We start from the raw sequence: 21641 nt of genomic DNA, 5'->3' as shown, positions 1-21641 counted from the left end.
AAGGACATCGGCCCGGGATCGGCAGCGGCTCAGTCGCAGGCGAAGCCGTGTTTCTCGAAGTACTTCTGGTGATATTCTTCGGCCTTGAAGAAGACCCCGGCCGGGACGATCTCGGTGGCCAGGCGCTTCCTGTACCTGCCCGACTTCTTCAGATCGTCCATGACGCGGAGGACGGCTTCCTTCTGGGCCTGGCTGTGATAGAAGACGGCCGAGCGATACTGGCTGCCCCGGTCCGGTCCCTGGCGGTTGACCTGGGTCGGATCGTGGATCTCGAAGAAGCGCCGGACCAGGTCCTCGTAGCTCAGCTGGATCGGGTCGAAGGCCACCTGGACGGCCTCGGCGTGGCCGGTCCGGCCGGCGCAGACCTGCTCATAGGTAGGATCAGCGGTCTTGCCGCCGGTGTAGCCGACGACGGTGGACACGACGCCCTTGACCTGGGCCAGCTTGTGCTCGACCCCCCAGAAGCAGCCGGCGGCGAAGGTCGCCGTCTCCGTCGCCGCCGCCTTTGACGGGCCGTCCGCCTTGGCGGCCGCCTCGGGCCTGAATGCCAGGGCGGCCGAGTTGATGCAGTAATGAAGGAAGGTCGGCCCGGGGCCGTCGTCGAAGATGTGGCCCAGATGAGCGCCGCAATTCGCGCAACGGACCTCGACCCTCTTGACGAGCAGGGTGTAATCGTCCCGGTACTCGAGGTCCTTCTCGTCGGCGGGGGCGGTGAAGCTCGGCCAGCCCGTGCCGTGCTCGTACTTGGCCGTCGAGAGGAACAGGGGCGTGCCGCAGGCGGCGCAGGCGTAGACGCCCTTGTCCCAGAAATCGTTGTACTTGCCCGTGAACGGGCGTTCCGTGCCGCACTTCCTCATGACCTCGAACTGCTCTGGCGTCAGCGCGGCCTTCCATTCCTTTTCCGATCTCTTGACCTTGGGCGGCATGTTCTGTCCTTCCTCAGAAACGGGGAGCGGCCGGGCCGCGCCCGGACCGGCCAGGGTGTTGAGCCCCTTCCATCCGGCCAGGCCCAGGGCGGCGGCCAGGGCGAGAACGGCGATCCTGACGCGAACCGGCATCGGGGCCTCCCGGGCGCTTTAACCCTACAAAAATAATATACATTGGGTTCCCGAAAAAGCAAGAACCCCCCCGGACGGCCCCGCCCCGGCGCCCGTCCCGGGGGGAATTTCCTAAATTGGACACTTTCCGATTGACAAGACCGAAAACATGGCCATATAATGAATTTGCTGGCTGGAGAGGGATCCTCCTTAGCCCCGCTTCCTTTTCCTTTGAAACCTTGGCGCCTCGCCAGCCAGCCTTTTCTTGCGAACCCGCCGGGCTGGCGATAGGCGCCTTTTGTTTGGTTCTTCTCCTATCTCCGGGATTCCCTCTCGCGGCGGCCGGCAGGGAGCGGAGTCCTCGAAGCGACCATCAGAAGCACGGCGGAGCGACTCGCAGCCATGCTTCTGGGAAATGCAGGGCCTTTTATTTCGACGGGTCCTTCTTCTCGGTTTTCTCCGCCGGAGCGGGCTCGCGCGGCCTGAGGTCCCTGGCTCTCTCCTTCAGGTGCTCCTTCAGATCGAGGTAGGGGACTCCGTCCGTGTACCAGGCCGGGGCCGGCTTGCCCATGAGATAGTGGTCGAAGAATTCCTTCATCCGGACCGTGTAATCCTTCTGGTTGGCCGGCTTCTGCAGGCCGTGGTTCTCGCCGACGTACTGGAGCATGAGGACGGTCTTCTTCAGCCGGCGGAGCGTGTTGTAGTACTCGATGCCCTGGTTCCAGACGACAGCGCCGTCCTTGTCGTTGTGGAGGATGACGAGTGGCGTCTTGACGTTCGCGGCGTAATAGACCGGCGAGTTCCGCTGGTAGGCCTCGAGGTTGTCCCAGTAGCCGCCCTTGAACCGGCCCTGGCTCGATTCGAAGATCGGCTGGTTGGCCATGCCGCTGTTGAAGTAGATCGAGCTGTACATGCTGATCATGTTGGTCAGCGGCGCGCCGGCCACGGCGGCGGCGAAGTCGGCCTGGGTGACGAGGAAGGCTGTCTGGTAGCCGCCCCAGGAATGGCCATGGAGCCCGACCCTGGCCCGGTCGACTACGCCGGCGGCGACGGCCGCGTCGATGGCCGGCAGGACGCACCAGACCGCCGACATGCCGGGGTCGTTGATCTTGTAGGTGATGTCGGGCATGAGCACGGCGTAGCCGTTGCTGGTGTAGACGGATTTGTTGAAGCCGTTGGCCGAGGGCTGGGCATAGCGGTTGAGCTGCTGCGACATCTTCTCATAGTAGTAGACGATCGTCGGGTAGCGCTTGCCCTTCTCGTAGTTGGCGGGCAGGAAGAGGGCCGCCTGGAGCGGCTTGTCCATGCCGCTCTTGGGGTCCGTCTTGTAGTCGAGGAGCATGACGCCGCTCGACCAGAGGAAGTCTTTCTGCCGGGGATTGGCCTCGGTCAGCCGCTTGCCGTTCCTGAGGAGCGCGTCGGCCGCGAAGTAATCCGGGAAGTCCTTGAAGGTGTCCCTCGTATAGACATAGGTCTCGGCCTTGCGGGCCTTGAGGAGCGTGCCGAAGCCGGCGTCGTCCCAGAGGAGCATGACCGGCGCCTTGCCCTTTTCGAGCCGGGCGATGCCCGCCTTCTTCGTCCACTCGCCGTAGGCGCTGAAATACTGGGGTTGGCCGAGATCGACGGCCTTCTCCTCGGGGTCGAGGCGCAGCCGGCGGTAGCGGATCTTGTCGCGGAAGCCGTTGCCGGTCAGGTTGACGGCCTTCCCGGCGGCGCTCAGGGGCACGGACCAGACGTCCCAGCCGTCCGAGAGCAGGACGTCCAGGCCGTCCTTTGTGGCGCCGACCGGGTAGTCGGGCGGCTTGACGACGTTGTGGTCGTCGTCCTCGTCGACGAACGAGGCGGGCACGTCCCTGGTCATGTTGACGGACTTCCCCGCGGCCATGTCGTAGGCGAAGAAGTGCCCGTCGTCGTAATAGAGAAAACGGGTCCCGTCGAAGAGCGGTCCGAAATAGTGCTCGTTCTTCCCCAGGGCCCTGGTCCGCTTCCCGGTCGCCAGGTCGATGACGTAGATGTCCTGGAAGCCGCGGCCGTCGAGGTTCGAGTCGAGCTCGTAGGCCCGGGCGTCCTGGCCGACCGCGAACCGCCCCTTGGGCGCGGGCTCGACGTCGCGGACATCGTCGTCGGCCAGCCGGAGGAATTTCTTTTCGGCGACCCGGTACTCCGCGAGATAGCTGAAGCTCTTGTCCCGCGACTCCTGGACCTGCTGAGCCGACTGGAGGCGCTTGTCCCGGCCGTGCCAGATGACGAGATCGGGGATGTCCTCGTCGGCTGGTCCCTCGTCTTTCGGGGCCGGAGGCGCGTCGCCGGGCTTGGACTCGCCGGCGTCCTTCTTGTCGGCGTCCGTCTTCTTCCTGGCCTCGTGGATGCCGAACAGGATGGCGTCGAAGCCCTCGGTCCACTCCGGGGCCCGGTCCGGGCTGACCGTCATCCCGGCGGGGAAGGACTTGTCGGCGGCCGGATCGTAGACGACCTTCCGCGGCGCCCGGCCGGCCTGGAACCCGCTGAAGCCGATGACGCTCCAGAGCTTGTCCTCGTAGGACTTGTCCTCTTTGCCCTTGAGCAGGGCCAGGGCCTCGCCCTTCTCGGACCAGGCCAGGGACTTGTAGGAGGCCTTGTCGTTGTCGAGGGAGACGACCGTTCCGGAGGCCATGTCGCGCATCTGGACGCCGTTCGCGGCCTGGCCTTGGGCGTCGATGAGGAGGGCCAGCCGCGCGCCGGGCTTGTCGAAAGCATACTCGGCGACGTTGCCGATGTTGATCTCCCGGCCGGTCGCGAGCTCGCGCAGGACGAGGTCGGAGCCGGTCCACTTGTCCTTCTCCTTGTCCTGGCTCTCGGGGGCGTAGCGGTGGAAGGCGGCGAAGCCGGGATCGTCGCCGGAAAACGCGGCGCCCCGGACCTTCTCGAACTCCGACTTCTCGCCCGTGGCCAGGTTGACCAGGACGGCCGTCGTCTGGACCCGTCCTTTATCCTTACGCAGGGCCTTCGTCTCCTTGGAGCCGGGATAGGACAGGAAGAGCGCCCACCCGGAGTCGGCCGAAAAGCCAGGCCGGACGCCGGCCGCGTAGCGGGGCGCCTGGCCGATCGGGAAGCGGTATTCCCTGGTCCCGGCCACCTGGCGGACGACGACCTCGCTTTCGCCTTCGAGCGGGCTCAGCCGGTACATGAACCAGCCGCCGTCGGGCGAGAGCTCGGCCGCGCCGATCGATCTCCAGTCCAGTATGTCCTGGAGGGCGATCGGGCGCGGGGGCGTCGCGGGGCCGGAGGCAGGGGCCGCGCCGGCGGCCGGCTTCGCGGCCGGCCGGTCCTGGACGGCGCCCGCGGCGCCGGCGCTCATAAGGGCCAGGATGATGACGGGGACCGTGAGAAAGCGGAGCTTGATCATGGCGTTGTTCCTTGTCGCTCTTTTTTGCGCTTTTCCTGGTACATCAGGAAATCGGCGTGGGCCAGGAAATCGTCGAGCTGCTGGTATTTCTGGGGATCGATGCGGACGAGTCCCATGCTGACCGACAGCCGCAGCCGGGGATAGCCCCTGATCCGGTAGGCCTGGACGCCTTCCTCGATCCGGGCCAGGAGGGCCCGCTCGGCCAGGCCCTTCGAGCGCATGGCCAGGACGGCGAACTCGTCCCCGCCGATGCGGCCGATGACGTCGGATTCGCGGAGGGTCGTCCTGAGGATCGCGGCGACGCCCTGCAGGAGAAGGTCCCCGACGGCGTGGCCGTGGTTGTCGTTGACCTCCTTGAGATAGTCGATGTCCAGGAAGACGAGGAAGTTGTCCTTCTTGAGCCGCTTGGCGATCTTCATCTGCTGGAGGCCGAAGGTGAAGAATCCCCGGCGGTTGTTGAGGCCGGTCAGATGATCGGACAGGGATTGGCTTTCGAGCTTCTCGTTGGTCAGCCGGAGCTTGCGGTTGGCCCGCTCGAGCTTCCTCTCCGCCGTCTTCCGGTCGGTGATGTCGACCAGGATGCCGTCGTAGTGGACGATGCGGCCGTCCCGGCCCTTGACGGCCCGGCAATAGTCGCTGGCCCAGAACCGCCGTCCGTCGGCCTTGCGGAGCTCGAACTCCTGGAAGAACGTGGGCTTGGACGAGAGCCGGGCCAGATAACGGGCCCGGACCTCGCCCCGGACGTAGAAGTCCCTGACGTTGCAGGCGAAGAGGTCGCGGGGCCGGCGGAAGCCCAGGATGCGGGCCAGGGCCCTGTTGGCCTCGACGATGAGCCCTTCGGGCGTCGTGCGGTAAACCCCGACGGGCAATTGCTCGACCAGGGCCTTGTAGCGGTCCTCGCCGTCCGGGGCGGACCGGGGGGCGCGCCGGGCGGCGGCTTTTCGGGGGGGCACCGAAGACCGGATGGGCCTGGCCGGGTCGGATGGGCTCATTTGCGCCCATATTTAGCAGACACCGGAGCCCTTGTCAAAATCCATAATAAGGAGAATGTAGAAAATGGAAGCGCCCGCATTTTATGATGACAGGCGGGGAAGACGGGTGTAGAAATTGGAACGCGGCCGGGCGCGCCCTAAACGGCGCCGGGCGCGCCGGCGTATTCTCGATGGAAGAAGGGACGACCCCCTGTATGGAAGAGCGCGAGATGATCGACGGCTGCCTGCGGGGGGATGCCTCGTCCGGCCGGCTCCTGGTCGAGACGTACGGGACGCTGGTCCTGTCCGTGGCCCTCAACGTCCTCGGCAACCGCCAGGACGCCGAGGATGTCTGCCAGGAGACCTTCTTCCAGGTTTTCCGCCGCCTCGACCGCTATGACCGGGCGAGGAGCTTCAAAACCTGGCTCCTGACCATAGCCTACAGGAGATCGCTCGACATGCTCAGGAAGAAGCGCCGCTTCTCGGAATTCTCGGCCCGGGCCCGCTTCGAGCCGTCCGTCGCCGGCCGGCCGGCGGATCCGGGTCCGGCCGACCCCGCGCCCCTGCCGTCGAAGCTGCTGGACGCCCTCTCGGCCCGCGAGCGGGCGGCGCTCGCTCTCTGGGCCAACGAAGGCTGCGCGGCCGCGGACATCGCCGAGGTCCTGGGCTGCTCGGCCTCGACGGCCCGGGTCTATCTCTTCAACGCCCGGCGCAAGGTCAAGGCCCTCCTGGAGAACGACCATGGACTTCTGCAAAATTGTTGACCGGCTCTACGCCGCCCTGCCGCTGAGGCCGCTCAGGGACGGGCTCATCCGCGCCCACATGGACCGCTGCCCGCGCTGCCAGGCCCGGCTCCTCGGCCGCGAGGAGGCGAGGCGGCTGCTCGTCGGCCCCGGCCAGGTCGGGGACCAGGCCGGCCTCTGGCAGCGTATCTCGCGACAGGCCGCCGCGGCCGTCCCCGCGCCCGCCTCAAAGCCCCGCGGCGGCGAGATGGCTTGGGGACGGGCCTTGGCCGTCGCGACCGCGGCCGTGGTGGCCCTGGCCGGGTTCTGGCTCCTGCGGCAGGCGGATCGGCCGGATCTCGCCGCCGAGGCCGCCGCGACGGCCGGCCGGTTCCGGATCGACTACGTCAACGTGGGCGGGGCGCCCGCCCGGACCTTCGTCTATCAGCCTCAGGGCTCGGACACCGTCTTCGTCTGGGCCTCGAGAACTCCCTGAAAGGAGAAGCGAAATGAAAATGACCAAAAGGCTTTCCCTCCTGATCCTGGTGGCGGCCATCGGCGCCTGGGCGATGATCGTTCCCCCGGCCGCCTCGGCGGCCTCCGAGGACCAGGCCCGGCCCGGCAGGACCGAGGCCGAGTCTTTCGAGCTGCAGATGAGGATCCTCGAGGGCAGCCGGGTCGTTCCCTCCTCCGCCAGCCGGCCGGTGACCTCGTCGTACCTCAAGTTCCTGACGTTCGCCAATTTCGAGGACGAGGCCGACCTGGCCGCCGACGACGAGATCAGGAAGGTCTTCAGTCTCAAGGACCTCGGGCTCGTGACCGAGGCCAGCCTGCTCTGGCAGAAAGGGAAGCCCGGCCAGGCCTTCCACATGTTCCGCATCAACGGGCGGGCCTACCTGGTCGTGGTCACCCCGGGCCGGCTGCCTGAGCGCAACCATTTCCACATCGAGGTCTACGAGCAGGGCGGCGACGAGCTGAAGACGAACCTGCTGGACACGGAGTTCTCGCTGCCGGACAAGGCCGCAGCCGTCTTCGGCTTCGAGGACAGCAAGCTCAAGCCCTATTTCATAACGCTGCGGGTGGCCCGCTGGACCGGCGTCTGGGTCGGCGACGGTCCGCCGACGGGCGGCGTGGCCTCCGCCGTGCTGAAGACCGGCGAGAAGGTCAAGCCGCCCAAGCTGATCAAGTCCGTCCGTCCGGTCTACCCCGAGATCGCCCGCCAGGCACAGGTGGAGGGCGTCGTCATCCTGGAGGCCACGGCGGACACCCAAGGCCGGGTGGCCGCTGTTAAGGTCCTCCGCTCGATCCCGCTTCTCGACCAGGCGGCGATCGACGCCGTCCGGCAATGGGTCTATGAGCCCGCCGTCGTCAACGGCAAGCCCGAGCCGGTCAGCTTCACCGTCACGGTCAGGTTCGACCTCGATCAGGACAAGAAGGGGGCCGGCGGAGCCGCCGCGGCGGGCGGTGCGGTCGGCGGCGTGCTCCAAAGCCAGGCGGGGTCCAACGTCAAGCCGCCCAGGCTCGTCCAAGAAGTCAGGCCGGTCTATCCCGAGGTCGCCAGGAAGGCCGGGGTGGAGGGCACCGTCATCATGGAGGCTACGGCCGACACCTACGGCCGCGTCTCCGCGGTCAAGGTTCTGCGGTCGATCCCGCTTCTCGACCAGGCGGCCGTCGACGCCCTCAGGCAATGGATCTACGAGCCGATGGTCATCGACGGCAAGCCCCAGCCGGTGACCTTCAACGTGACCATGCGCTTCCGGCTGGACGACAAGAAGAAGCCGGAGGTCAGCGGGGCCGTCGGCGGCGTTGTCGGAGGCGTTCTCGGCGGCGTCGCCGGGGGCGTCCAGGGAGGCGTGGAAGGCGGGGTCAAAGGCGGAGTTCGGGGCGGGGTCGAGGGGGGCGCGGCGGGCGCAACCGCCGGGGCCATCGGCTACCAGGCCTCCAAGGAGTTCGACGGCGACGCCGTCCGGGCCGTCGGCGATGTCCAGCCGCCCAAGCTCATCAAGCAGGTCAATCCCGTCTACCCGGAGGAGGCCCGCAAGACCGGCGTCGAGGGGGTGGTCATCCTCGAAATCAAGGCCGACGAGCGGGGGAACGTCGTCGACGTCCGCATCCTCCGTTCCGTCCCCGTCCTCGACCAGGCCGCCATAGCGGCCGTAAGGCAGTGGATATACGAACCGCTGCTCGTCGACGGCAAGCCCCGCAAGGTCATCTTCACGGCGACCGTCCGCTTTGCCCTCAGGGAAAGCGACAGGGACAGGGCTTTCGAGAAGTTCGCCCAGGGCGCGGTCAAAGCCGAGGGCGACATCAACCCGCCCCGGCTGATCAAGGAGGTCGCGGCCGTTTACCCCGAGGCCGCCCGCCAGGCCGGCGTGGCCGGCGTGGTCATCCTCGGGGTTCGGGCCGATGAAACAGGCCGGGTCGTCGACGCCATGGTCCTGCGCTCCATCCCGCTTCTCGACCAGGCGGCCATCGACGCCGTCAAGCAGTGGGTCTACGAGCCGACCGTGATCGGCGGCAAGGCCACGCCCATCGTCTTCACCGTCACGGTCCGGTTCACGCTCGATGTCGAGCCGGAGGACAACCCGGCGATCGAGGTCGAGGGCGTCCCGGCCCCCGGCATCTCCGTCAGGATGGCCGGGAAATAGGGGCCTCTCCCGGCCTCGCGGCGCCGTAATCGTACTCGGAGCCGAGGAGGCTGTGGGGGATGAGGAAGACCAGCAGCGTCACGAGGGAGGCCGCGAGGACGAACGGCCGGGCCGGCCGGCCCTTTCGGCCGGCGATCAGGGCCGCCGCCCAGAACAGGAAGGCGGCCAGGGTCTTGTTGTCGGTCAGGTCCGATCCCCCCGGGAAGCCGGCCCAGGCGACGCCGAAGGCGAACTTCTGGACGAGCGGTCCGAGTACGAAGCCGCCGGCGAAGAACAGGGCGACGGTCAACAGGACGAGGCGGCGGGGGTTCCGGTTCCTGTCGAGGGCGGCCAGGCCGGCCGCCGTCGAGCAGAGCATGCCCGCGAACATCACCACGGCGTGAAGGACGAGTATCCATGTCGGCACCGGGTCCTTGAAGCGGAGGAGGACCGTGTCCGGGAGCGTCTCCTCCGCGGCCTCCGGCGACCGGCGCAGGGTGAGCCGGTAAACGATCTTGGCGGCCGCCGGCTGGCGGGGCAGGCGGCCGACGAGCCGGCCGCCTTCGCGGACGAGCGGGATGCGGCTCCACCCGTCGGGCGTCTTGAACCGTTTCCAATCGAGCCAGCCCTCGGCCGTGGCGGGGGCCGGGATGGCTACCTCGGCGTCGCGGACGGTCTCGGCGCTGCGCGGCAGCCGGAAGCTTTCCGCCGCCCCGCCGAAGCCGGCGCCGACGCGGAGCGGACGGGTTGGTCCGGTCGTCCGCTGATAGACGGCCGACGCCAGGGTGATGATGACAGCCGCGGCCCAGAGGATGCCCTTCCGCATGGCCCGGCCTAGTCCTTGACCTCGATCGAGCCGAACACGGCCGATCCGCGGATCGTCAGGGTCGCCGTCCTGGGAACGTCGGGGCCCGCCGCCCGGTGGGTCTCGATCGAGCCGAGGACGGGCGAGCCTTCGAGGACGATCTGCCAGTCGCGGGGGACATAGACCTCGATGCCGCCGAATACGACGGACAGCGCCAGCGTGGCCTGGCCGCCGGCGAGCCGGGCTCCCCGCAGGTCGATCTCGGCCGCGCCGAAGACGACGTCGGCCTTGCCGCCGCTGAACGCCTGGGACTCGACCTTGCGGGTCGAGCCGGAGAAGATCTGGTTGATGTCCAGCGAGTCGGCGCTCGTCTCGGAGAACGACCGCCGATCCGGGTGCCAGGCGGGGCGGAGGAGGACCCAGACGCCCACGCTGATGATGGCCAGGGGCCAGAGATAGTGCCAGACCGCCCGCTCGAAGATCCTCAGGCGCAGGAGCAGGAAGAACGCCCCGAAGAGGATGAAGAAGATCCCGGAGCCGACGTTCTTGAAGTTGTTGCTGAGGAGGATGGAGATGCCGATGAGGATGAAGACGACCGGCCAGTAGCGGCCGACGAGGTCGCCGAAATCGATCTTGCCCATCTGGTCGAAGAGGAAGAGGAAGCCCAGGATGACGAGCAGGAAGCCCCAGAAGATGCGGCCCTGGCTCTTTTGTGCGCTCATGGTGTCCTCCGATCCCGCCTAGGATATCATACGGGCCCGGCGCCGCCAAACGGCCCGGCCCCGGCTCAGAACCTGCGGATGTTCATGCCGCCGCTGACCTCGATCACGGCGCCGGTCGAGTACCCGAGGTCGCCGCGGGCCAGGGCGGCCACGGCCCGGCCGACGTCCTCGGGGGAGCCCCATCGTCCCTGGGGGACGAGGCCGCCGGCGATAAGCCGGTCGTACTTGTCCTTGACCCCGGCGGTCATGTCCGTGGCGATGATGCCCGGCCGGATCTCGTAGACGGCGATGCCCCTGGCCGAGAGGGCGTCGGCGAAGACGGTCGCGGTCATGCTCAGGGCGGCCTTGGAGACGCAGTATTCGGCCCGCGACACCGACGAGACCGTGGCCGAAACCGAGGTGATGAAGACGATGGCCGGTCCCGGCCCGCCGCGGCGCGCCTTCTGGGCGGCCATGCGCCGGGCCGCGTTCTGGGTCAGGAAGAACGGCCCCCGGGCGTTGACGGCCCAGAGCCGGTCGTAGCTTTCCGGGGAGGTCTCGAGGACGTCCAGGCGCTGGAGCGGGGAGACGCCGGCGTTGTTGACCAGGAGGTCGACCCGGCCGCAGACCCCCCAGGCTGCGTCGAGCATGCGGTCGTGGTCGTCGATCCGGGAGATGTCGCCGGCCACGGGCAGGAACCGGCCGCCGAGCTCCCCGGCCCGGGCCTTGACCTCGAAGAGGCCGGCCTTTTTATTACGGGGCTCGAAGACGGCATCGATGCCGACGACGTCGAAGCCCTCGCTGACGAGGGCCAGGACGATGCCCCGGCCGATGCCGCGGCCGGCGCCGGTGACCACCGCCGCGGGCGCGGCGGAACGCTGAGACTTGGGCACGTTCATTCCTCCTCGACGACGATCCGGCCGCCGCGAAAATCGGCCCAGACGGACTCGAACCAGCCGTCCGGCCGGGGCACGGGGCGGACCGGGACCCAGCGCTTCAGGACGCGGCCCCGGCCGTCCAGCCGGACCTCCAGGATGCGGCCGGAGACGAAATCGTCCGGTCCGGTCAAAGAAAAGGCCCAGTTCCGGCCGAGGCGCGGGTGCGGCGGCCGGCCGGCGGCGTCGGGAACGAGATAGGAGCCCCGGCTCTTCCCGCCGCGGGCCAGGTATTCGTCGATGGCCTCGAGGTAGACGGCATGGGTCAGGGCCAGGCCCAAAACCTCGAAGCCGCGGGCCAGGTCCCGGTCCGAGTCCAGCCGCATCTCCCGCCTGGCCCGGAGCCAGAGCGCCCGGGCCCGGTCCTTCTCGACATGGACCTTGTCCGGGTCCCGGAGGATGGCGCCGCAGCCGGACATGCGGCTTCTCACCTCGGCCAGGCAGGCCCCGGTCGTCAGTCCTTCGCCGGCCGGTCCGGCGAGCAGCGCGCCGGCCCGGGCCCAGGCCCGACGGACGGCCGGCCCCGCGGCCCGGGCGAAGACGCCGGCGGCGGGCGGCGCGCCGGCCCGGCGCCGGGCGATCAGCAGGGCGGCCCGGCCGCTCCCGACCTGCCCGGCGTTGAGGGCCGAGCCGCCGGGCCTGGTGACGCCATGAGTGCCGCAGAGCTCGCCGACGGGAAAGAGGCCCTTCACGTTCGATTCCCACCAGATCGAGCCCCGGAACCCGCCGTTGTTGTGCTGGGCGCAGACGGCGATCTCGAGCGGCTCGCGGCCCAGGTCGATGCCGTGCGATCCGTAGAGCGCGACGGCCGGCGGATTCATCTTCCGGAGCCGGGCGATGGGGGTCGGCACCAGGGCGCCGGAGCGCTCCAGGTAGTCGCGGGCCTCGCCCTCCAGAATGGCCGGATCGAAGGGCGCGAGCCGGCCGCCGCCGCGCGGGTCGCTTCGGAAATCGAGGAAGACGCGGCGGCCCTTGACCACGGTCTCTTCGTAGACGAGGACGTCGATGAGCGACGAGCCGGACCCGGAGGCCTTGCCGGCGTCGAACGGCCACTGGTAGCCCTTTAGGAAGACGGCCGCGGCCAGGGCTCCCATGTCGGGGAAGTAGCCGGCGAGGAACTCCCGTTCGTCGCCGCCGCGCCCGTCCGTCGAGATGTAGCGGGGGATGGCCTGCTGGTACGTCCCGGAGACGTTCCAGCGGAACTTGACCGAGGCCAGCCCGAACTGGGATTCGGTCAGGTTCTGGGCCGCCGCGCCGGTCTCGAAGACGAGGCCGTGCGATCCGGCCTGGCTCTCGGGATAGACGGAATGCTCGTACATCCCGCCGGGCCCGCCCGTCGCCGCGACGACGTTCACCGCGTTGAAGAGCACGAAGCCGCGGCCGGGCCCGCCCGTCTTCCTCTTGTCGAGGGCGACGGCGCCGATCGCCCTCCTGGCCGCCCCGCGGCCGGCGGTCAGGATGGCGATGGCCGCGTGGCCGTCGAAGACCGGGATGCCGCGGCGCCGGACCTCGGCGCACAGGGCCTCGACCATGAGACGCGACGTCAGCGGCCCGGCCGAGGTCGCCCGCTGGCGCGGATCGTGGTCGGTCTTGTAGCCGACGTATCCGCCGAAGCGGTCGTGGGGGAAGGGGACGCCCAGCCCGACCAGGTGGAAGAAGGCCTCGAGCGAGCCCTGGGCCTCGGCCAGGGCGATGTCGCCGTGCATCGAGCCGCCGGCGGCCAGGTCGCGGGCCATGTCGAAGGCCGAGTCGGGGACGTCGCCGGCCAGGGAGAGCTTGTAGTAGGTCTGCTTGTCGGAGCCGGACTCGGCCGAGGCCCCGGCCCCGAGCCGCTCCGTGATGATCGCGACGTCGGTCTGGCCCAGCTCGTGGAGCCGGACCGCGGCGTTGAGCCCGGCCGCGCCGCTGCCGATGACGAGGGTGTTCAGGGAATGAACGGGCAGGCTCAGCCCGCCGACCCGGGCGCGGCCCGTCCTCATCTGGCCCGGAGCCCCTTCAGGGCCGCGCCGGCCAGGGCGGCGAAGGCCGCGAGGAAGACGAGGCCGAAGACGATCCAGGCGTCCCCGGCCAGAAAAAGCACGGCGGCGACGGCGATGAGGATGAAGCCGAGATAAGCCCACCAGCGCCTCGGGAAGTAGAGGAAGCCGACGACCGTCAGGGCCAGGGCCGTGAACCCGGCCAGGGCCGCCCTCGCGTCGGAGGTCTGGGCCATGATCAGGACGGCGTAGACGGCCGGGAGCAGGAGCCAGAGGCGCCGCCGCTTCCGCGTCGCGATCAGGAGGGCCGAGCCGAGCGCGGCCAGGGCGAAGCCCGCGGCCGCCAGGGCCTGCAGCCAGCCGGGCGGCCCGGGCCGGCCCTCGGCCAGCCTCCCGATCTCGGTCATCATCTTCTTTTCCATGATGAAGTGGGCCGGATCGAGGATCCAGAACTGGGCCAGCTTGCCGATGACGCCGGGCAGCGGCTCGCTCCGGCTCCGGCTCAGGAAGCGGGTCCCTCCGTCGCCGTAGGGCTCGAGGGCGAAAGTGCCCCAGTTCCTGAGGGTCAGCGATCGGCCCGGCGCGACGAACGAGACCTTCCAGCCGATGACGCCGTCCTTGCTTTTGACGAGGCCGAAAAGGTAGCCGGGCTTGACGGACCGGACCATGTCCTTGACCTTCAGGCCCTGCCACTCCGGCCTGATGGCGAAGGTGTTGTGGATATCGGAGAGGAACATGTTCTCGAGCCAGGTGTAGCTGTAGAACCCGGCCCGGTCCTGGCCGATCTGGACGATCCAGGGCCAGACCTTGTCGGGCGGCGCGGCGATGGTGACGGCCCGCGTCCCCGTGACGACGCCGCCGATCCAGGCGTCGTCGCCGACGAGCGGCCGGGTCCGGTCCCGCTCGGCCGCTCCCCAGAACGGGAACCAGGGACGGACGACGAGCGAATAGGCGATGATGGCGGCCAGGATGATCAGGAACGCGGCCACCGTCCCGGCCAGCCATCTCCATTCTGCCTTGTTCATACATCCCTCCCTTTGAGAACGGCGCTCTTGAAGGCCGGGTCGCGGACGACGCAGCCGACCCGCTTCTGGCGGCGCAGGAGATAGGAGCAGAGCGAGCAGGTCGTGCAGACCTTGCCCGGCGCCAGGCGGCCGTCGTCCATGAGGTCGGCGGCGAAGTCGGGATAGGCCAGCGCGCCGCGGCCGAGCCCGAAGACCGCGCTCCGGCCGGCCGCGACCATGGCCGCGCCGACCCTGGGGCCGAAGGCGCGAAGCCAGGTGTATCCCGCGCCGACGACGGCCAGGCCGGGCACCGAGAGCTGGATCTCCGTGGCCGCGGCCAGATGGCGCGCCACCCCCTCGAGCGGATGTTCGGGCGGTACCTCTCCGCCGGGCACGGGCTTGTCGAACGGCCGGCCGATATGGGGCTTCCAGGCCGGGATACCCAGCGACAGCGCCAGGAACCGGACCCCGGCCCGGCCGAGGAGACCCGCCAGCGCCTTGGGCTCGGCGAGATCGATGCGCTCGGGCTCGTCCGGGTCCATGCCGAAGCCGTAGGGGAAAGGGACTGCGTCACAGGCCGACAACCGGCTGGTGACGAGGATCCCCGGCGCTTCCTCGCGGATGTGCCGGACGATCTCGAGGAGGAGGCGGCTGCGGTTCTCGAACGGCCCGCCGTAACGGCTGTCCTCCCGGCTGTGGGCGGCCAGCGTTTCCGAGATGAGGTAGCCGTGGCAGGCCTTGATGTCGACGGCGTCGAAGCCGGCGGAAGCCGCCAGGTCGGCCGCTTCCACGAAGTCGTCCCGGATCTCGGCCAGCTCGTCGTCGGAGACGAGCTCCGCGTCGGGCGGCAGCTCGTGCATCGGGTCGAGGTGGGGATTGTGCTGGACGATGAGCGGCCGGGGCGTTCCCTCCGGCTTGGAGAAGCGTCCCGAATGGGTGAGCTGGAGGACGAGGAGCGGCGCGTGGCCCGGCCCGTGCGCCTTTCGGGCGGCGGCCCGCGTCTCCTCGACCAGCCGGGCGAAGCCGCCGAGCGTGCCTTCCTTGAGCATGAGCTGGGCGGGATTGGACCGCCCGTCGGCCCGGACGGCCGTGGCCTCGCACCAGATGAGGCCGGCTCCGCCAGCGCCCCAGCGCCGGTAGCGCCGCCGCGTCCAATCGGAAGGCGCCCCCGACGGCTCGGCGTCCGCCCCTTCCATGGGCAGGACCGCCAGCCGGTTGGGGACCGCGCGGCCCGCGATCGAGGCCTTCTCGAGCAGGATGGAGGCGTCGTCGCGGCAGGGGATATCGAGCCCCAGGCGCCGGGCCTCGTCGCGGAGGCCATCGGCCGAGCGGAGACGGAATCTCTCGTGGACGGCCATGTTCTTCTACTCCCGTCCCCCGCCGAGCAGGCGCCGGACGGCCTGGATGTCCCGCCTGACCCTCGGCTCGCAGGCCGGGGCCCAGCGGTCGCGGGGCAGGACGGCCAGCTTGCCGGCGTCCATGAGGGCCCGGGTGCGGCCGGCGAGCGCCTGGAGCCGGACAAGCTCGGGCACCGACAGGTCCGGGAAGCGGGCCAGGAAATCCGGGTCGTTGACGGGGATGAGGAAATCCCCGCCGTGGTCCTCGACCGTCAGCGCGACCTGCGGATGGGCGGCGGCCAGGGTCTCGACGATGGCCGGCAGGTCGACGACGCCCTTGCCGGCTTCGGCCGTGAACGAGACGAAGCCGTCCGGCGCCGGCGCCAGCCCGCCGTCTTTGATGTGGGTGGTCACGATCCAGGGCAGGAGCCGGCGCGTCGCCAGCAGCGGGTCCTCGAGCATGGTCAGGAGGTTCATGGTGTCGAGGCAGATGCCGAGGTATTCGCCCGGCGCGGCGCCGCACATCTCGAACAGGCGCAGCAGCTCGAAGGAGGTGAACTCGAAGTGCGTCTCGATGGCCAGGATGACGCCCGCGTCCCGGAAGGCCGGCTTCTGCCCGCGGAGGGAGGCGGCCGTCAGGCGCAGGAGCTCGTCGGTCGACGGCCCGCCCGCCTTCCAGCGCATCAGCCCGCCCGAGCAGGACCGGACCGTCGCCGAGCCGACCTGGCTGGCCTGCTCGGCCGCCCGGCGGTTCGAGGCCGCGATGTCCTTGGGCCGGCCGGAATCGAGATGGAGGGGGATATGCTCGCCGCCGCCCCACTCGATGTAGAGGTTGTTCTCGTCGGCGTAGCCGCGCAGGTCCTGGAGGAAGGGCCGGTCCACGGCCGCGCCCGGCGGGATGTTGACCTCGGAGAACTGGACGCCGTCGGCCCCGTTCAGGACCGCCCATTCAAGCAGCTCGAAAGGCGACAGGTCGAGCGGCTTCAGGCTGTAGCTGTCGATTCCCACCCTGAGCTTTCGCATGGCTCCATCCTGCGGCCCCATTCTACCAGTTTTCCGGGAGGCTTGACAGATGCCCGGGCGGGCTTGAAAAGGCGGGGGCCTTGGGATATCCTAGCGCCCTATGAAAAAGGCGCTCGCGGTCCTTGCCCTCCTCGCCGGCCTGGCCCGGCTCCCGGCCCTGGCCCAGTCGTCCATCGTCAGCCAGATCGCCGGGGACAAGGCCGCTTCCGAGAAGCTCTATTTCAGCCTGAAATTCGGCCTGAACTTCTCGTACCTGGAAGGCGCCCCGGCGGGGACCGAGCACACCGGCGGCTTCAACATCGGGCTTTCGGCCACGATCCGGCTGAACGACCGGCTGTCGCTGGTCCCCGAGGTGACGCCCTTCTCCAGCAAGGGCGTGGCCACGATCCCGTTCGCGCCGACCGGCGACCCGGCGCTCGACGCCGCGTTCGCCGACCCGGCCGCCTCGGAGCTGGCCCTGCGCTACGCGGACGTGCCGGTGCTGGTCAAGTGCCGGCTGGGCCGCGCCCATCTGGGCGCCGGGCCCTGCCTGAGCTTCCTGAGCTCGGCCAGCGAGCGGTTCAAGGCCGAGCCCGGGACCGGCGAGGTCCTGCGCTACAGCCGTGACGTCTCCGAGCGCTACAGGAAGACCGACCTGGGATTGGCCTTCGATGCCTCCTGGACGATCACCAGGCCGCGGGGCGGGACGGGCCTTGTTTTTCATGTCCGGTACCTGGCCGGGCTGACGGACGCGCGCCGGGACCGTTCGGCCGGCCAGCCGCTCCGGAATTCGGTCATCCAGGCCTATCTGAGTTTCCCATTCATACGTTGAGGCCGGCCCGCGGGCCGCGCATTTTTTCGCGAGGAGTGTCGTGATGCTCAAAGAGATGCAGGAAGCCCTAGTCGCCGGGAAGAAGGCCGAGGTCGAGTCGCTCGTCGACCGGGCCCTGGCCGGCGGCACGCCCGCCGGGACCATCCTCAACGACGGACTGATCCCGGGCATGGAGCGCCTGGGCGTCCTGTTCAAGAACAACGAGGTCTTCATCCCCGAGGTCCTCGTGGCCGCCCGGGCCATGAACGCCGGGCTGGCCAAGCTCGAGCCGCACCTGGCCAAGGCCGGGATCAAGCCCCGCGGCGTCGTCGTCATCGGCACGGTCAAGGGCGACCTCCACGACATCGGCAAGAACCTCGTGGCCATGATGCTCCGCGGCAACGGCTACAAGATCGTCGACCTCGGCGTCGATGTCGCCCCGGAGAAGTATATCGAGGCGGCCAAGTCGCACGGGGCCGGGATAATCGCCCTGTCGGCCCTGCTGACCACGACGATGGTCCAGATGAAGAGCGTGGTCGAGGCCGTCGAGAAGGACGGGCTCAAGATCCCGGTGGTCATCGGCGGGGCGCCCGTCACCCGCGACTACGCGGACAAGATCAGGGCCCGCGGCTACGCTCCCGACGCCGCCTCGGCCGTCGAGGAGATCGGCCGGCTCATCGCCGCCTGAAACGGACCCGGCGGCCGAGCGGCCGGTCGAAAGACGCGGCCCGGCCGGGTCGAGGTACTTAGGGCCTCACGGCCCGGGGAGGTAGAGCATGACCCGGATGAGCACGCGCCTTCTTGTGATCCTGGCGGCGGCGGCGCTGGCCGCGCCCGCGTTCCCCAAAGACGAGGCCAGGGCGATCGACAGCGCCTGGGCCTCCGCCCCGGTCAAGATCGACGGCCTCGCCCAGGATTGGCAGGGCGCCCCGTTCCTGACCGACAAGGGCTCAAAGGCCGAGTATGCGCTCCGCAACGACGGCCGGAACCTCTACATCGTCTTCCTTTTCAGGACACCCGAGGCGGCGTCGACGATCGAGGCCACGGGCCTGAAGATCTTCTTCGGCGGCGAGGGCAGGAAGAGCAAGGACCGCGGCGTCCATTTCCTGAAGAAAAGCGTCTCGGCCGACGGCCTGATCGGGCATCTGGAGAAACAGGGGGAGGTCCTGTCCGAGGCCCGCAAGGCGGAGGTCCGGCGGAAGAAGGAATACACGCTGCTCGAGGCCGACGTCATCAATGACAAGAAAGTCCCGGCGCCCTCCGACCCGGCCGTGACGACCGATCCGCTCGCCTTCGGCGCGCGGTCCCAGACCGGAGAGATCGTCTATGAGCTGCGCATCCCCCTCAGCCGGACGAACCAGCCCGGCGGCCTCGGCGCGGATCCCGGCCAGACCCTCAAGCTCGGCTTCGATTGGGGGGGCCTGACCAGCGAAATGAAGCGGGCCATCATGGGCCCGGGCGGCGGCGGGGCGGGCCGGGCCCCCGGCCTGGACGGGAACCTGGCCAGCGAGCGCAACGACCAGGCCCGGGGCGGAGGCGCGAACCTCACCCACGACCCCAAGACGAGGGAGCACGTCTTCTGGATCGACGTCAAGCTGGCCGCCGCTTCGGCGAAATAGCCGCCGCTCAGAAGGGCCACGAGGCCAGGTAGGCTCCGACGAAGGCCAGGACGACCGCCAGGACCTTCCAGACCGTCAGCTTCTCCTTGAGAAAAACCGCGGCGATGACGACGATGAAGATCGTGCTGAGCTGGTTGAGGATGGCCGAGACCGACGCCTTGGCGTACTTCATGCCGCCCATCCAGAGGATGAGCGAGAGGTAGGAGCCGAAAAAGGAGGCCGGGACGATGGCCTTCCAGTTGCGCGGCTCCCCGAGCGGCGCGAGGATGGCCCGCCTGTTCTTGAGGAAGGGGACGAGCGTCCCCAGGGCGGCCGCGCCGCCGACTATCCGGACGAAGGTCGACCAGAACACCGACACGCCGCCGAGCACGGGCTTGACCATGACGATCCCGAAGGCGACGAAGAACATGGCCAGGATGCCGAAGACGATGCCGAGGACCAGGTCCTTGCGCCCGATCCTCTCGACCTTCCCTTCCTTCGACAGGGTCAGGACGGCCGACACGACGAGCCCGGCGCCGGCCAGCTGGACCGGCGTCAGCCGCTCGCCGAGCAGGAGGAAGGACAGGCCGATGACGAAGGGGCTGTAAAAGCAGTCGACGATGGCGGTCAGGCTGGCCCCGAGCCGGTTGAGGGCGTAGAACAGGAGCGTGTCGGAGACGGCGATCCCGAGTATGCCGCTGAGGAGGAGAAGGCCCACGGTCGAGGCGGGCACGGCCGGCGCGAGCGGCTCGCCGAGGACGGCCAGGGTCGGGACCATGAGGGCCAGGGCCAGGATGCACTTGGCCAGGTTGAGGCCGATGGGATGGACGCGGCGGCCGCTGACCCGGAACAGGACGACGGCGACGGCCCAGGCGAAGGCCGAGCCGGCGGCCAGGACCTGGCCGAGGGCGCGGGGAGCGGTCGGGGCGGCGTCCAACATGGTGTCATGCTATAGCAGAGAGTGCCGCAGGCGTCAATCGCCTGCGCCGGCCGCCTTCGGGATGGTCCCCTTGATGCGCGATTGACCGGCGTCGGGGGCGCATGCTATAACCGCCCCTTAGGAGACGCGCCATGAAGAGATCCCGATCCCTGTCCCTTGCGGTCCTCGCGGCGGCCGTACTGGCCCTGTCGACGCTTCCCGCGGCCCAGGCCCCGGCGACGAAGGGGGCCGCGGCGCTCGAGTTCGATTCCTGCACCAGCATCTTGGTCGGCCGGCTGGCTTCGGTCGACGGCTCGACCATGACCTCGCATTCCTGCGATTCGGGCACGGACCGGACCTGGATGACCATCGTCCCCAACATGAAGCACAAGCCGGGGGAGATGGCCAAGGTCTACTACGATCCCAAGCGGACGAAGGGCCCGGCCGACCCCGACCGGCTGGAGACGGGCGAGATCCCCCAGGTCGCCGAGACGTACGCCTACCTCAACGCGGCCTACCCGATCATGAACGAGCACCAGCTGGCCATCGGCGAGACGACGATCGGCAGCCGGCGCGAGCTCATCAGCGAGACCGGCATCATCGACGCGCCCGAGCTCTACCGGCTCGTCCTCGAAAGGGCCAAGACGGCCCGCGAGGCCATCCGCGTCGCCGACGAGCTGACCAAGGCCTGGGGCTACAACGACTGGGGCGAGTGCTTCACCTTCGCCGACACGAAAGAGGTCTGGCAATTCGAGATCCATGGCCCGGGCAAGGGCAAGAAGGGCGCCGTCTGGGCGGCCCAGCGCGTCCCCGACGACGAGATCGGGGTCTCGGCCAACGCCGGCCGCATCCTGCAGATCGACCTTTCCGACCCCGACCGCTTCATGGCCTCGGCCAACGTGATGTCGCTGGCCGAGGAGATGGGCTACTGGTCGAAGGCGAGCGGCAAGCCGTTCGAGTTCACCTATGCCTACGATCCCGACTCGCGGACGAGCCTCTACTGCCGGCGGCGCGAATGGCGGGTCCTGAGCCTGCTCGCTCCGTCGCTCAAGCTCAACCCGGAATCGGAGAACTACCCCTTCTCGGTCAAGCCAGAAAAGAAGGTCGGCCTGGCCGACGTCCTGGCCATCTTCCGCGACACCTACGGCGGGACGGAATACGACATGACCCGGACCCTGACGGCCGTCAACCGGAAAGGGGAGACCGTCAAGAGCCCGGTCGCGACGCCGTTCATGAACGGCGACACGCTGGCCCTGTTCCGGCTGAAGCGGGAGCGGACGATCTGCTCGCCCGCCGCGACGTATCTCCAGATCACCCAGTCGCGCGACTGGCTGCCGGGGCCGCTCGGCGGCGTCGTCTGGATCGGCTACGACAATCCGGCCACGACCCCGCACCTGCCGTTCTATATCGGGATCGGCCAGATGCCGGACTCGTACATGGTCGACGGCCGCTGGGCCTTCAGCCGGGCCTGCGCCTGGTGGGCCTTCAGGACGGTCAGCCGGCTGGCCAACTTCCGCTTCCAGGAGATGTCCCGGGACATCGAGAAGGTCTGGAAGCCGATGGAGGACAAGATCTTAGCCGACCAGGCCCAGTTCGAGAAGGACGCCCTGGAGCTTTATCGGAAGGACCCGAAGCGGTTCCGCGAGCGCCTGACGAGCTATTGCCACAACCTGGCCAGCCAGGCGGTCCAGGCCTACTGGAAGCTCGGCGACGACCTCTGGCTCAAGTACTCCTCCTACTTTTAAAATGGGGGACACGATACCCGTTTCCTATTTTCCCAGGGGACGGAAATGCGGGACATGATACCTTTT

At 68.9% G+C, this 21641-nt stretch carries 18 protein-coding genes; 7 read left to right on the top strand and 11 right to left on the bottom strand.

Features of this window, described 5'->3' with window-relative positions; genetic code table 11:
• Positions 1–29: 29 nt before the first annotated feature.
• The 3 genes from ABFD52_06410 to ABFD52_06400 all read right to left on the bottom strand — a co-directional run bounded on the left by ABFD52_06410 (position 30) and on the right by ABFD52_06400 (position 5414).
• Entirely contained in the window at positions 30–1058 is a 1029-nt protein-coding gene (locus ABFD52_06410) for a bifunctional methionine sulfoxide reductase B/A protein (protein ID MEN6560387.1), read from the bottom strand.
• 406 nt (positions 1059–1464) lie between these two features.
• Positions 1465–4422 (bottom strand): prolyl oligopeptidase family serine peptidase, encoded by a 2958-nt coding sequence (locus tag ABFD52_06405; GenBank protein ID MEN6560386.1) that lies wholly within the window; start codon positions 4420–4422, stop codon positions 1465–1467.
• Entirely contained in the window at positions 4419–5414 is a 996-nt protein-coding gene (locus ABFD52_06400; GenBank protein ID MEN6560385.1) for a sensor domain-containing diguanylate cyclase, read from the bottom strand. The genes ABFD52_06405 and ABFD52_06400 overlap by 4 nt, the downstream gene beginning before the upstream one ends.
• Positions 5415–5608: 194 nt before the next feature.
• Here ABFD52_06400 and ABFD52_06395 point away from each other — a divergent pair, with 194 nt between their 5' ends.
• From ABFD52_06395 to ABFD52_06385, 3 genes are read left to right on the top strand one after another with little or no spacing between them, the layout of a single operon-like run.
• Positions 5609–6157 carry an RNA polymerase sigma factor gene (locus ABFD52_06395; protein MEN6560384.1) on the top strand — a complete coding sequence of 183 codons (549 nt, stop codon included), beginning with the start codon at positions 5609–5611 and terminating at the stop codon, positions 6155–6157.
• Positions 6135–6611, top strand: coding sequence for a hypothetical protein (locus ABFD52_06390; protein ID MEN6560383.1), 477 nt, complete (start codon positions 6135–6137; stop codon positions 6609–6611). The genes ABFD52_06395 and ABFD52_06390 overlap by 23 nt, the downstream gene beginning before the upstream one ends.
• A 13-nt stretch (positions 6612–6624) precedes the next feature.
• The gene (locus ABFD52_06385; GenBank protein MEN6560382.1) at positions 6625–8763 is read left to right on the top strand and encodes an energy transducer TonB; all 2139 of its coding nucleotides are present in this window, start codon (positions 6625–6627) and stop codon (positions 8761–8763) included.
• On the opposite strand, the gene ABFD52_06380 is transcribed toward ABFD52_06385, so the two are convergent.
• From ABFD52_06380 to ABFD52_06350, 7 genes are all read right to left on the bottom strand, one after another.
• Positions 8744–9568, bottom strand: coding sequence for a hypothetical protein (locus ABFD52_06380; GenBank protein MEN6560381.1), 825 nt, complete (start codon positions 9566–9568; stop codon positions 8744–8746). The genes ABFD52_06385 and ABFD52_06380 overlap by 20 nt on opposite strands.
• 8 nt (positions 9569–9576) lie before the next feature.
• The gene (locus ABFD52_06375) at positions 9577–10269 is read right to left on the bottom strand and encodes a DUF5668 domain-containing protein (protein ID MEN6560380.1); all 693 of its coding nucleotides are present in this window, start codon (positions 10267–10269) and stop codon (positions 9577–9579) included.
• Between the two features lie 65 nt (positions 10270–10334).
• On the bottom strand, positions 10335–11141 hold the full coding sequence (locus ABFD52_06370) for a 3-ketoacyl-ACP reductase (protein ID MEN6560379.1): 807 nt from the start codon (positions 11139–11141) through the stop codon (positions 10335–10337).
• A gap of 2 nt (positions 11142–11143) precedes the next feature.
• On the bottom strand, positions 11144–13162 hold the full coding sequence (locus tag ABFD52_06365) for an FAD-binding protein (protein ID MEN6560378.1): 2019 nt from the start codon (positions 13160–13162) through the stop codon (positions 11144–11146).
• Entirely contained in the window at positions 13159–14184 is a 1026-nt protein-coding gene (locus ABFD52_06360) for a hypothetical protein (protein ID MEN6560377.1), read from the bottom strand. The genes ABFD52_06365 and ABFD52_06360 overlap by 4 nt, the downstream gene beginning before the upstream one ends.
• Entirely contained in the window at positions 14181–15521 is a 1341-nt protein-coding gene (locus tag ABFD52_06355; GenBank protein MEN6560376.1) for a hypothetical protein, read from the bottom strand. The genes ABFD52_06360 and ABFD52_06355 overlap by 4 nt, the downstream gene beginning before the upstream one ends.
• Before the next feature lie 6 nt (positions 15522–15527).
• Positions 15528–16523 carry a sugar phosphate isomerase/epimerase gene (locus tag ABFD52_06350; GenBank protein ID MEN6560375.1) on the bottom strand — a complete coding sequence of 332 codons (996 nt, stop codon included), beginning with the start codon at positions 16521–16523 and terminating at the stop codon, positions 15528–15530.
• Between the two features lie 100 nt (positions 16524–16623).
• Here ABFD52_06350 and ABFD52_06345 point away from each other — a divergent pair, with 100 nt between their 5' ends.
• The 3 genes from ABFD52_06345 (at position 16624) to ABFD52_06335 (ending at position 18932) form a co-directional block, all read left to right on the top strand.
• On the top strand, positions 16624–17334 hold the full coding sequence (locus ABFD52_06345) for a porin family protein (GenBank protein ID MEN6560374.1): 711 nt from the start codon (positions 16624–16626) through the stop codon (positions 17332–17334).
• 55 nt (positions 17335–17389) lie between these two features.
• The gene (locus ABFD52_06340) at positions 17390–18001 is read left to right on the top strand and encodes a corrinoid protein (protein ID MEN6560373.1); all 612 of its coding nucleotides are present in this window, start codon (positions 17390–17392) and stop codon (positions 17999–18001) included.
• Between the two features lie 88 nt (positions 18002–18089).
• Positions 18090–18932 (top strand): hypothetical protein, encoded by an 843-nt coding sequence (locus tag ABFD52_06335; GenBank protein ID MEN6560372.1) that lies wholly within the window; start codon positions 18090–18092, stop codon positions 18930–18932.
• A gap of 7 nt (positions 18933–18939) precedes the next feature.
• Here the strand turns inward: ABFD52_06335 and ABFD52_06330 are convergent, their stop codons facing one another.
• The gene (locus ABFD52_06330) at positions 18940–19851 is read right to left on the bottom strand and encodes a DMT family transporter (GenBank protein MEN6560371.1); all 912 of its coding nucleotides are present in this window, start codon (positions 19849–19851) and stop codon (positions 18940–18942) included.
• Positions 19852–19982: 131 nt separating this feature from the next.
• On the opposite strand from ABFD52_06330, the gene ABFD52_06325 reads away from it, so the two are divergent.
• On the top strand, positions 19983–21575 hold the full coding sequence (locus ABFD52_06325) for a C69 family dipeptidase (GenBank protein MEN6560370.1): 1593 nt from the start codon (positions 19983–19985) through the stop codon (positions 21573–21575).
• The last annotated feature ends 66 nt before the right edge of the window (positions 21576–21641 follow it).

It is taken from the genome of Acidobacteriota bacterium (assembly GCA_039683095.1).
In the GTDB taxonomy this organism is placed as follows: Bacteria; Acidobacteriota; Aminicenantia; order Aminicenantales; family Saccharicenantaceae; genus RBG-16-66-30.
This window is presented reverse-complemented; position numbering and strand designations above follow the sequence as displayed.

What these genes read in the sequence shown, in the direction of transcription:
- ABFD52_06390 (MEN6560383.1), top strand. Translation starts at nt 6,135, where the DNA reads ATGGACTTCTGCAAAATTGTTGACCGGCTCTACGCCGCCCTGCCGCTG.
- ABFD52_06350 (MEN6560375.1), bottom strand. Translation starts at nt 16,523, where the DNA reads ATGCGAAAGCTCAGGGTGGGAATCGACAGCTACAGCCTGAAGCCGCTC.
- ABFD52_06400 (MEN6560385.1), bottom strand. Translation starts at nt 5,414, where the DNA reads ATGAGCCCATCCGACCCGGCCAGGCCCATCCGGTCTTCGGTGCCCCCC.
- ABFD52_06325 (MEN6560370.1), top strand. Translation starts at nt 19,983, where the DNA reads ATGAAGAGATCCCGATCCCTGTCCCTTGCGGTCCTCGCGGCGGCCGTA.
- ABFD52_06340 (MEN6560373.1), top strand. Translation starts at nt 17,390, where the DNA reads ATGCAGGAAGCCCTAGTCGCCGGGAAGAAGGCCGAGGTCGAGTCGCTC.
- ABFD52_06405 (MEN6560386.1), bottom strand. Translation starts at nt 4,422, where the DNA reads ATGATCAAGCTCCGCTTTCTCACGGTCCCCGTCATCATCCTGGCCCTT.
- ABFD52_06395 (MEN6560384.1), top strand. Translation starts at nt 5,609, where the DNA reads ATGGAAGAGCGCGAGATGATCGACGGCTGCCTGCGGGGGGATGCCTCG.
- ABFD52_06335 (MEN6560372.1), top strand. Translation starts at nt 18,090, where the DNA reads ATGACCCGGATGAGCACGCGCCTTCTTGTGATCCTGGCGGCGGCGGCG.
- ABFD52_06360 (MEN6560377.1), bottom strand. Translation starts at nt 14,184, where the DNA reads ATGAACAAGGCAGAATGGAGATGGCTGGCCGGGACGGTGGCCGCGTTC.
- ABFD52_06380 (MEN6560381.1), bottom strand. Translation starts at nt 9,568, where the DNA reads ATGCGGAAGGGCATCCTCTGGGCCGCGGCTGTCATCATCACCCTGGCG.
- ABFD52_06345 (MEN6560374.1), top strand. Translation starts at nt 16,624, where the DNA reads ATGAAAAAGGCGCTCGCGGTCCTTGCCCTCCTCGCCGGCCTGGCCCGG.
- ABFD52_06365 (MEN6560378.1), bottom strand. Translation starts at nt 13,162, where the DNA reads ATGAGGACGGGCCGCGCCCGGGTCGGCGGGCTGAGCCTGCCCGTTCAT.
- ABFD52_06410 (MEN6560387.1), bottom strand. Translation starts at nt 1,058, where the DNA reads ATGCCGGTTCGCGTCAGGATCGCCGTTCTCGCCCTGGCCGCCGCCCTG.
- ABFD52_06375 (MEN6560380.1), bottom strand. Translation starts at nt 10,269, where the DNA reads ATGAGCGCACAAAAGAGCCAGGGCCGCATCTTCTGGGGCTTCCTGCTC.
- ABFD52_06330 (MEN6560371.1), bottom strand. Translation starts at nt 19,851, where the DNA reads ATGTTGGACGCCGCCCCGACCGCTCCCCGCGCCCTCGGCCAGGTCCTG.
- ABFD52_06385 (MEN6560382.1), top strand. Translation starts at nt 6,625, where the DNA reads ATGAAAATGACCAAAAGGCTTTCCCTCCTGATCCTGGTGGCGGCCATC.
- ABFD52_06355 (MEN6560376.1), bottom strand. Translation starts at nt 15,521, where the DNA reads ATGGCCGTCCACGAGAGATTCCGTCTCCGCTCGGCCGATGGCCTCCGC.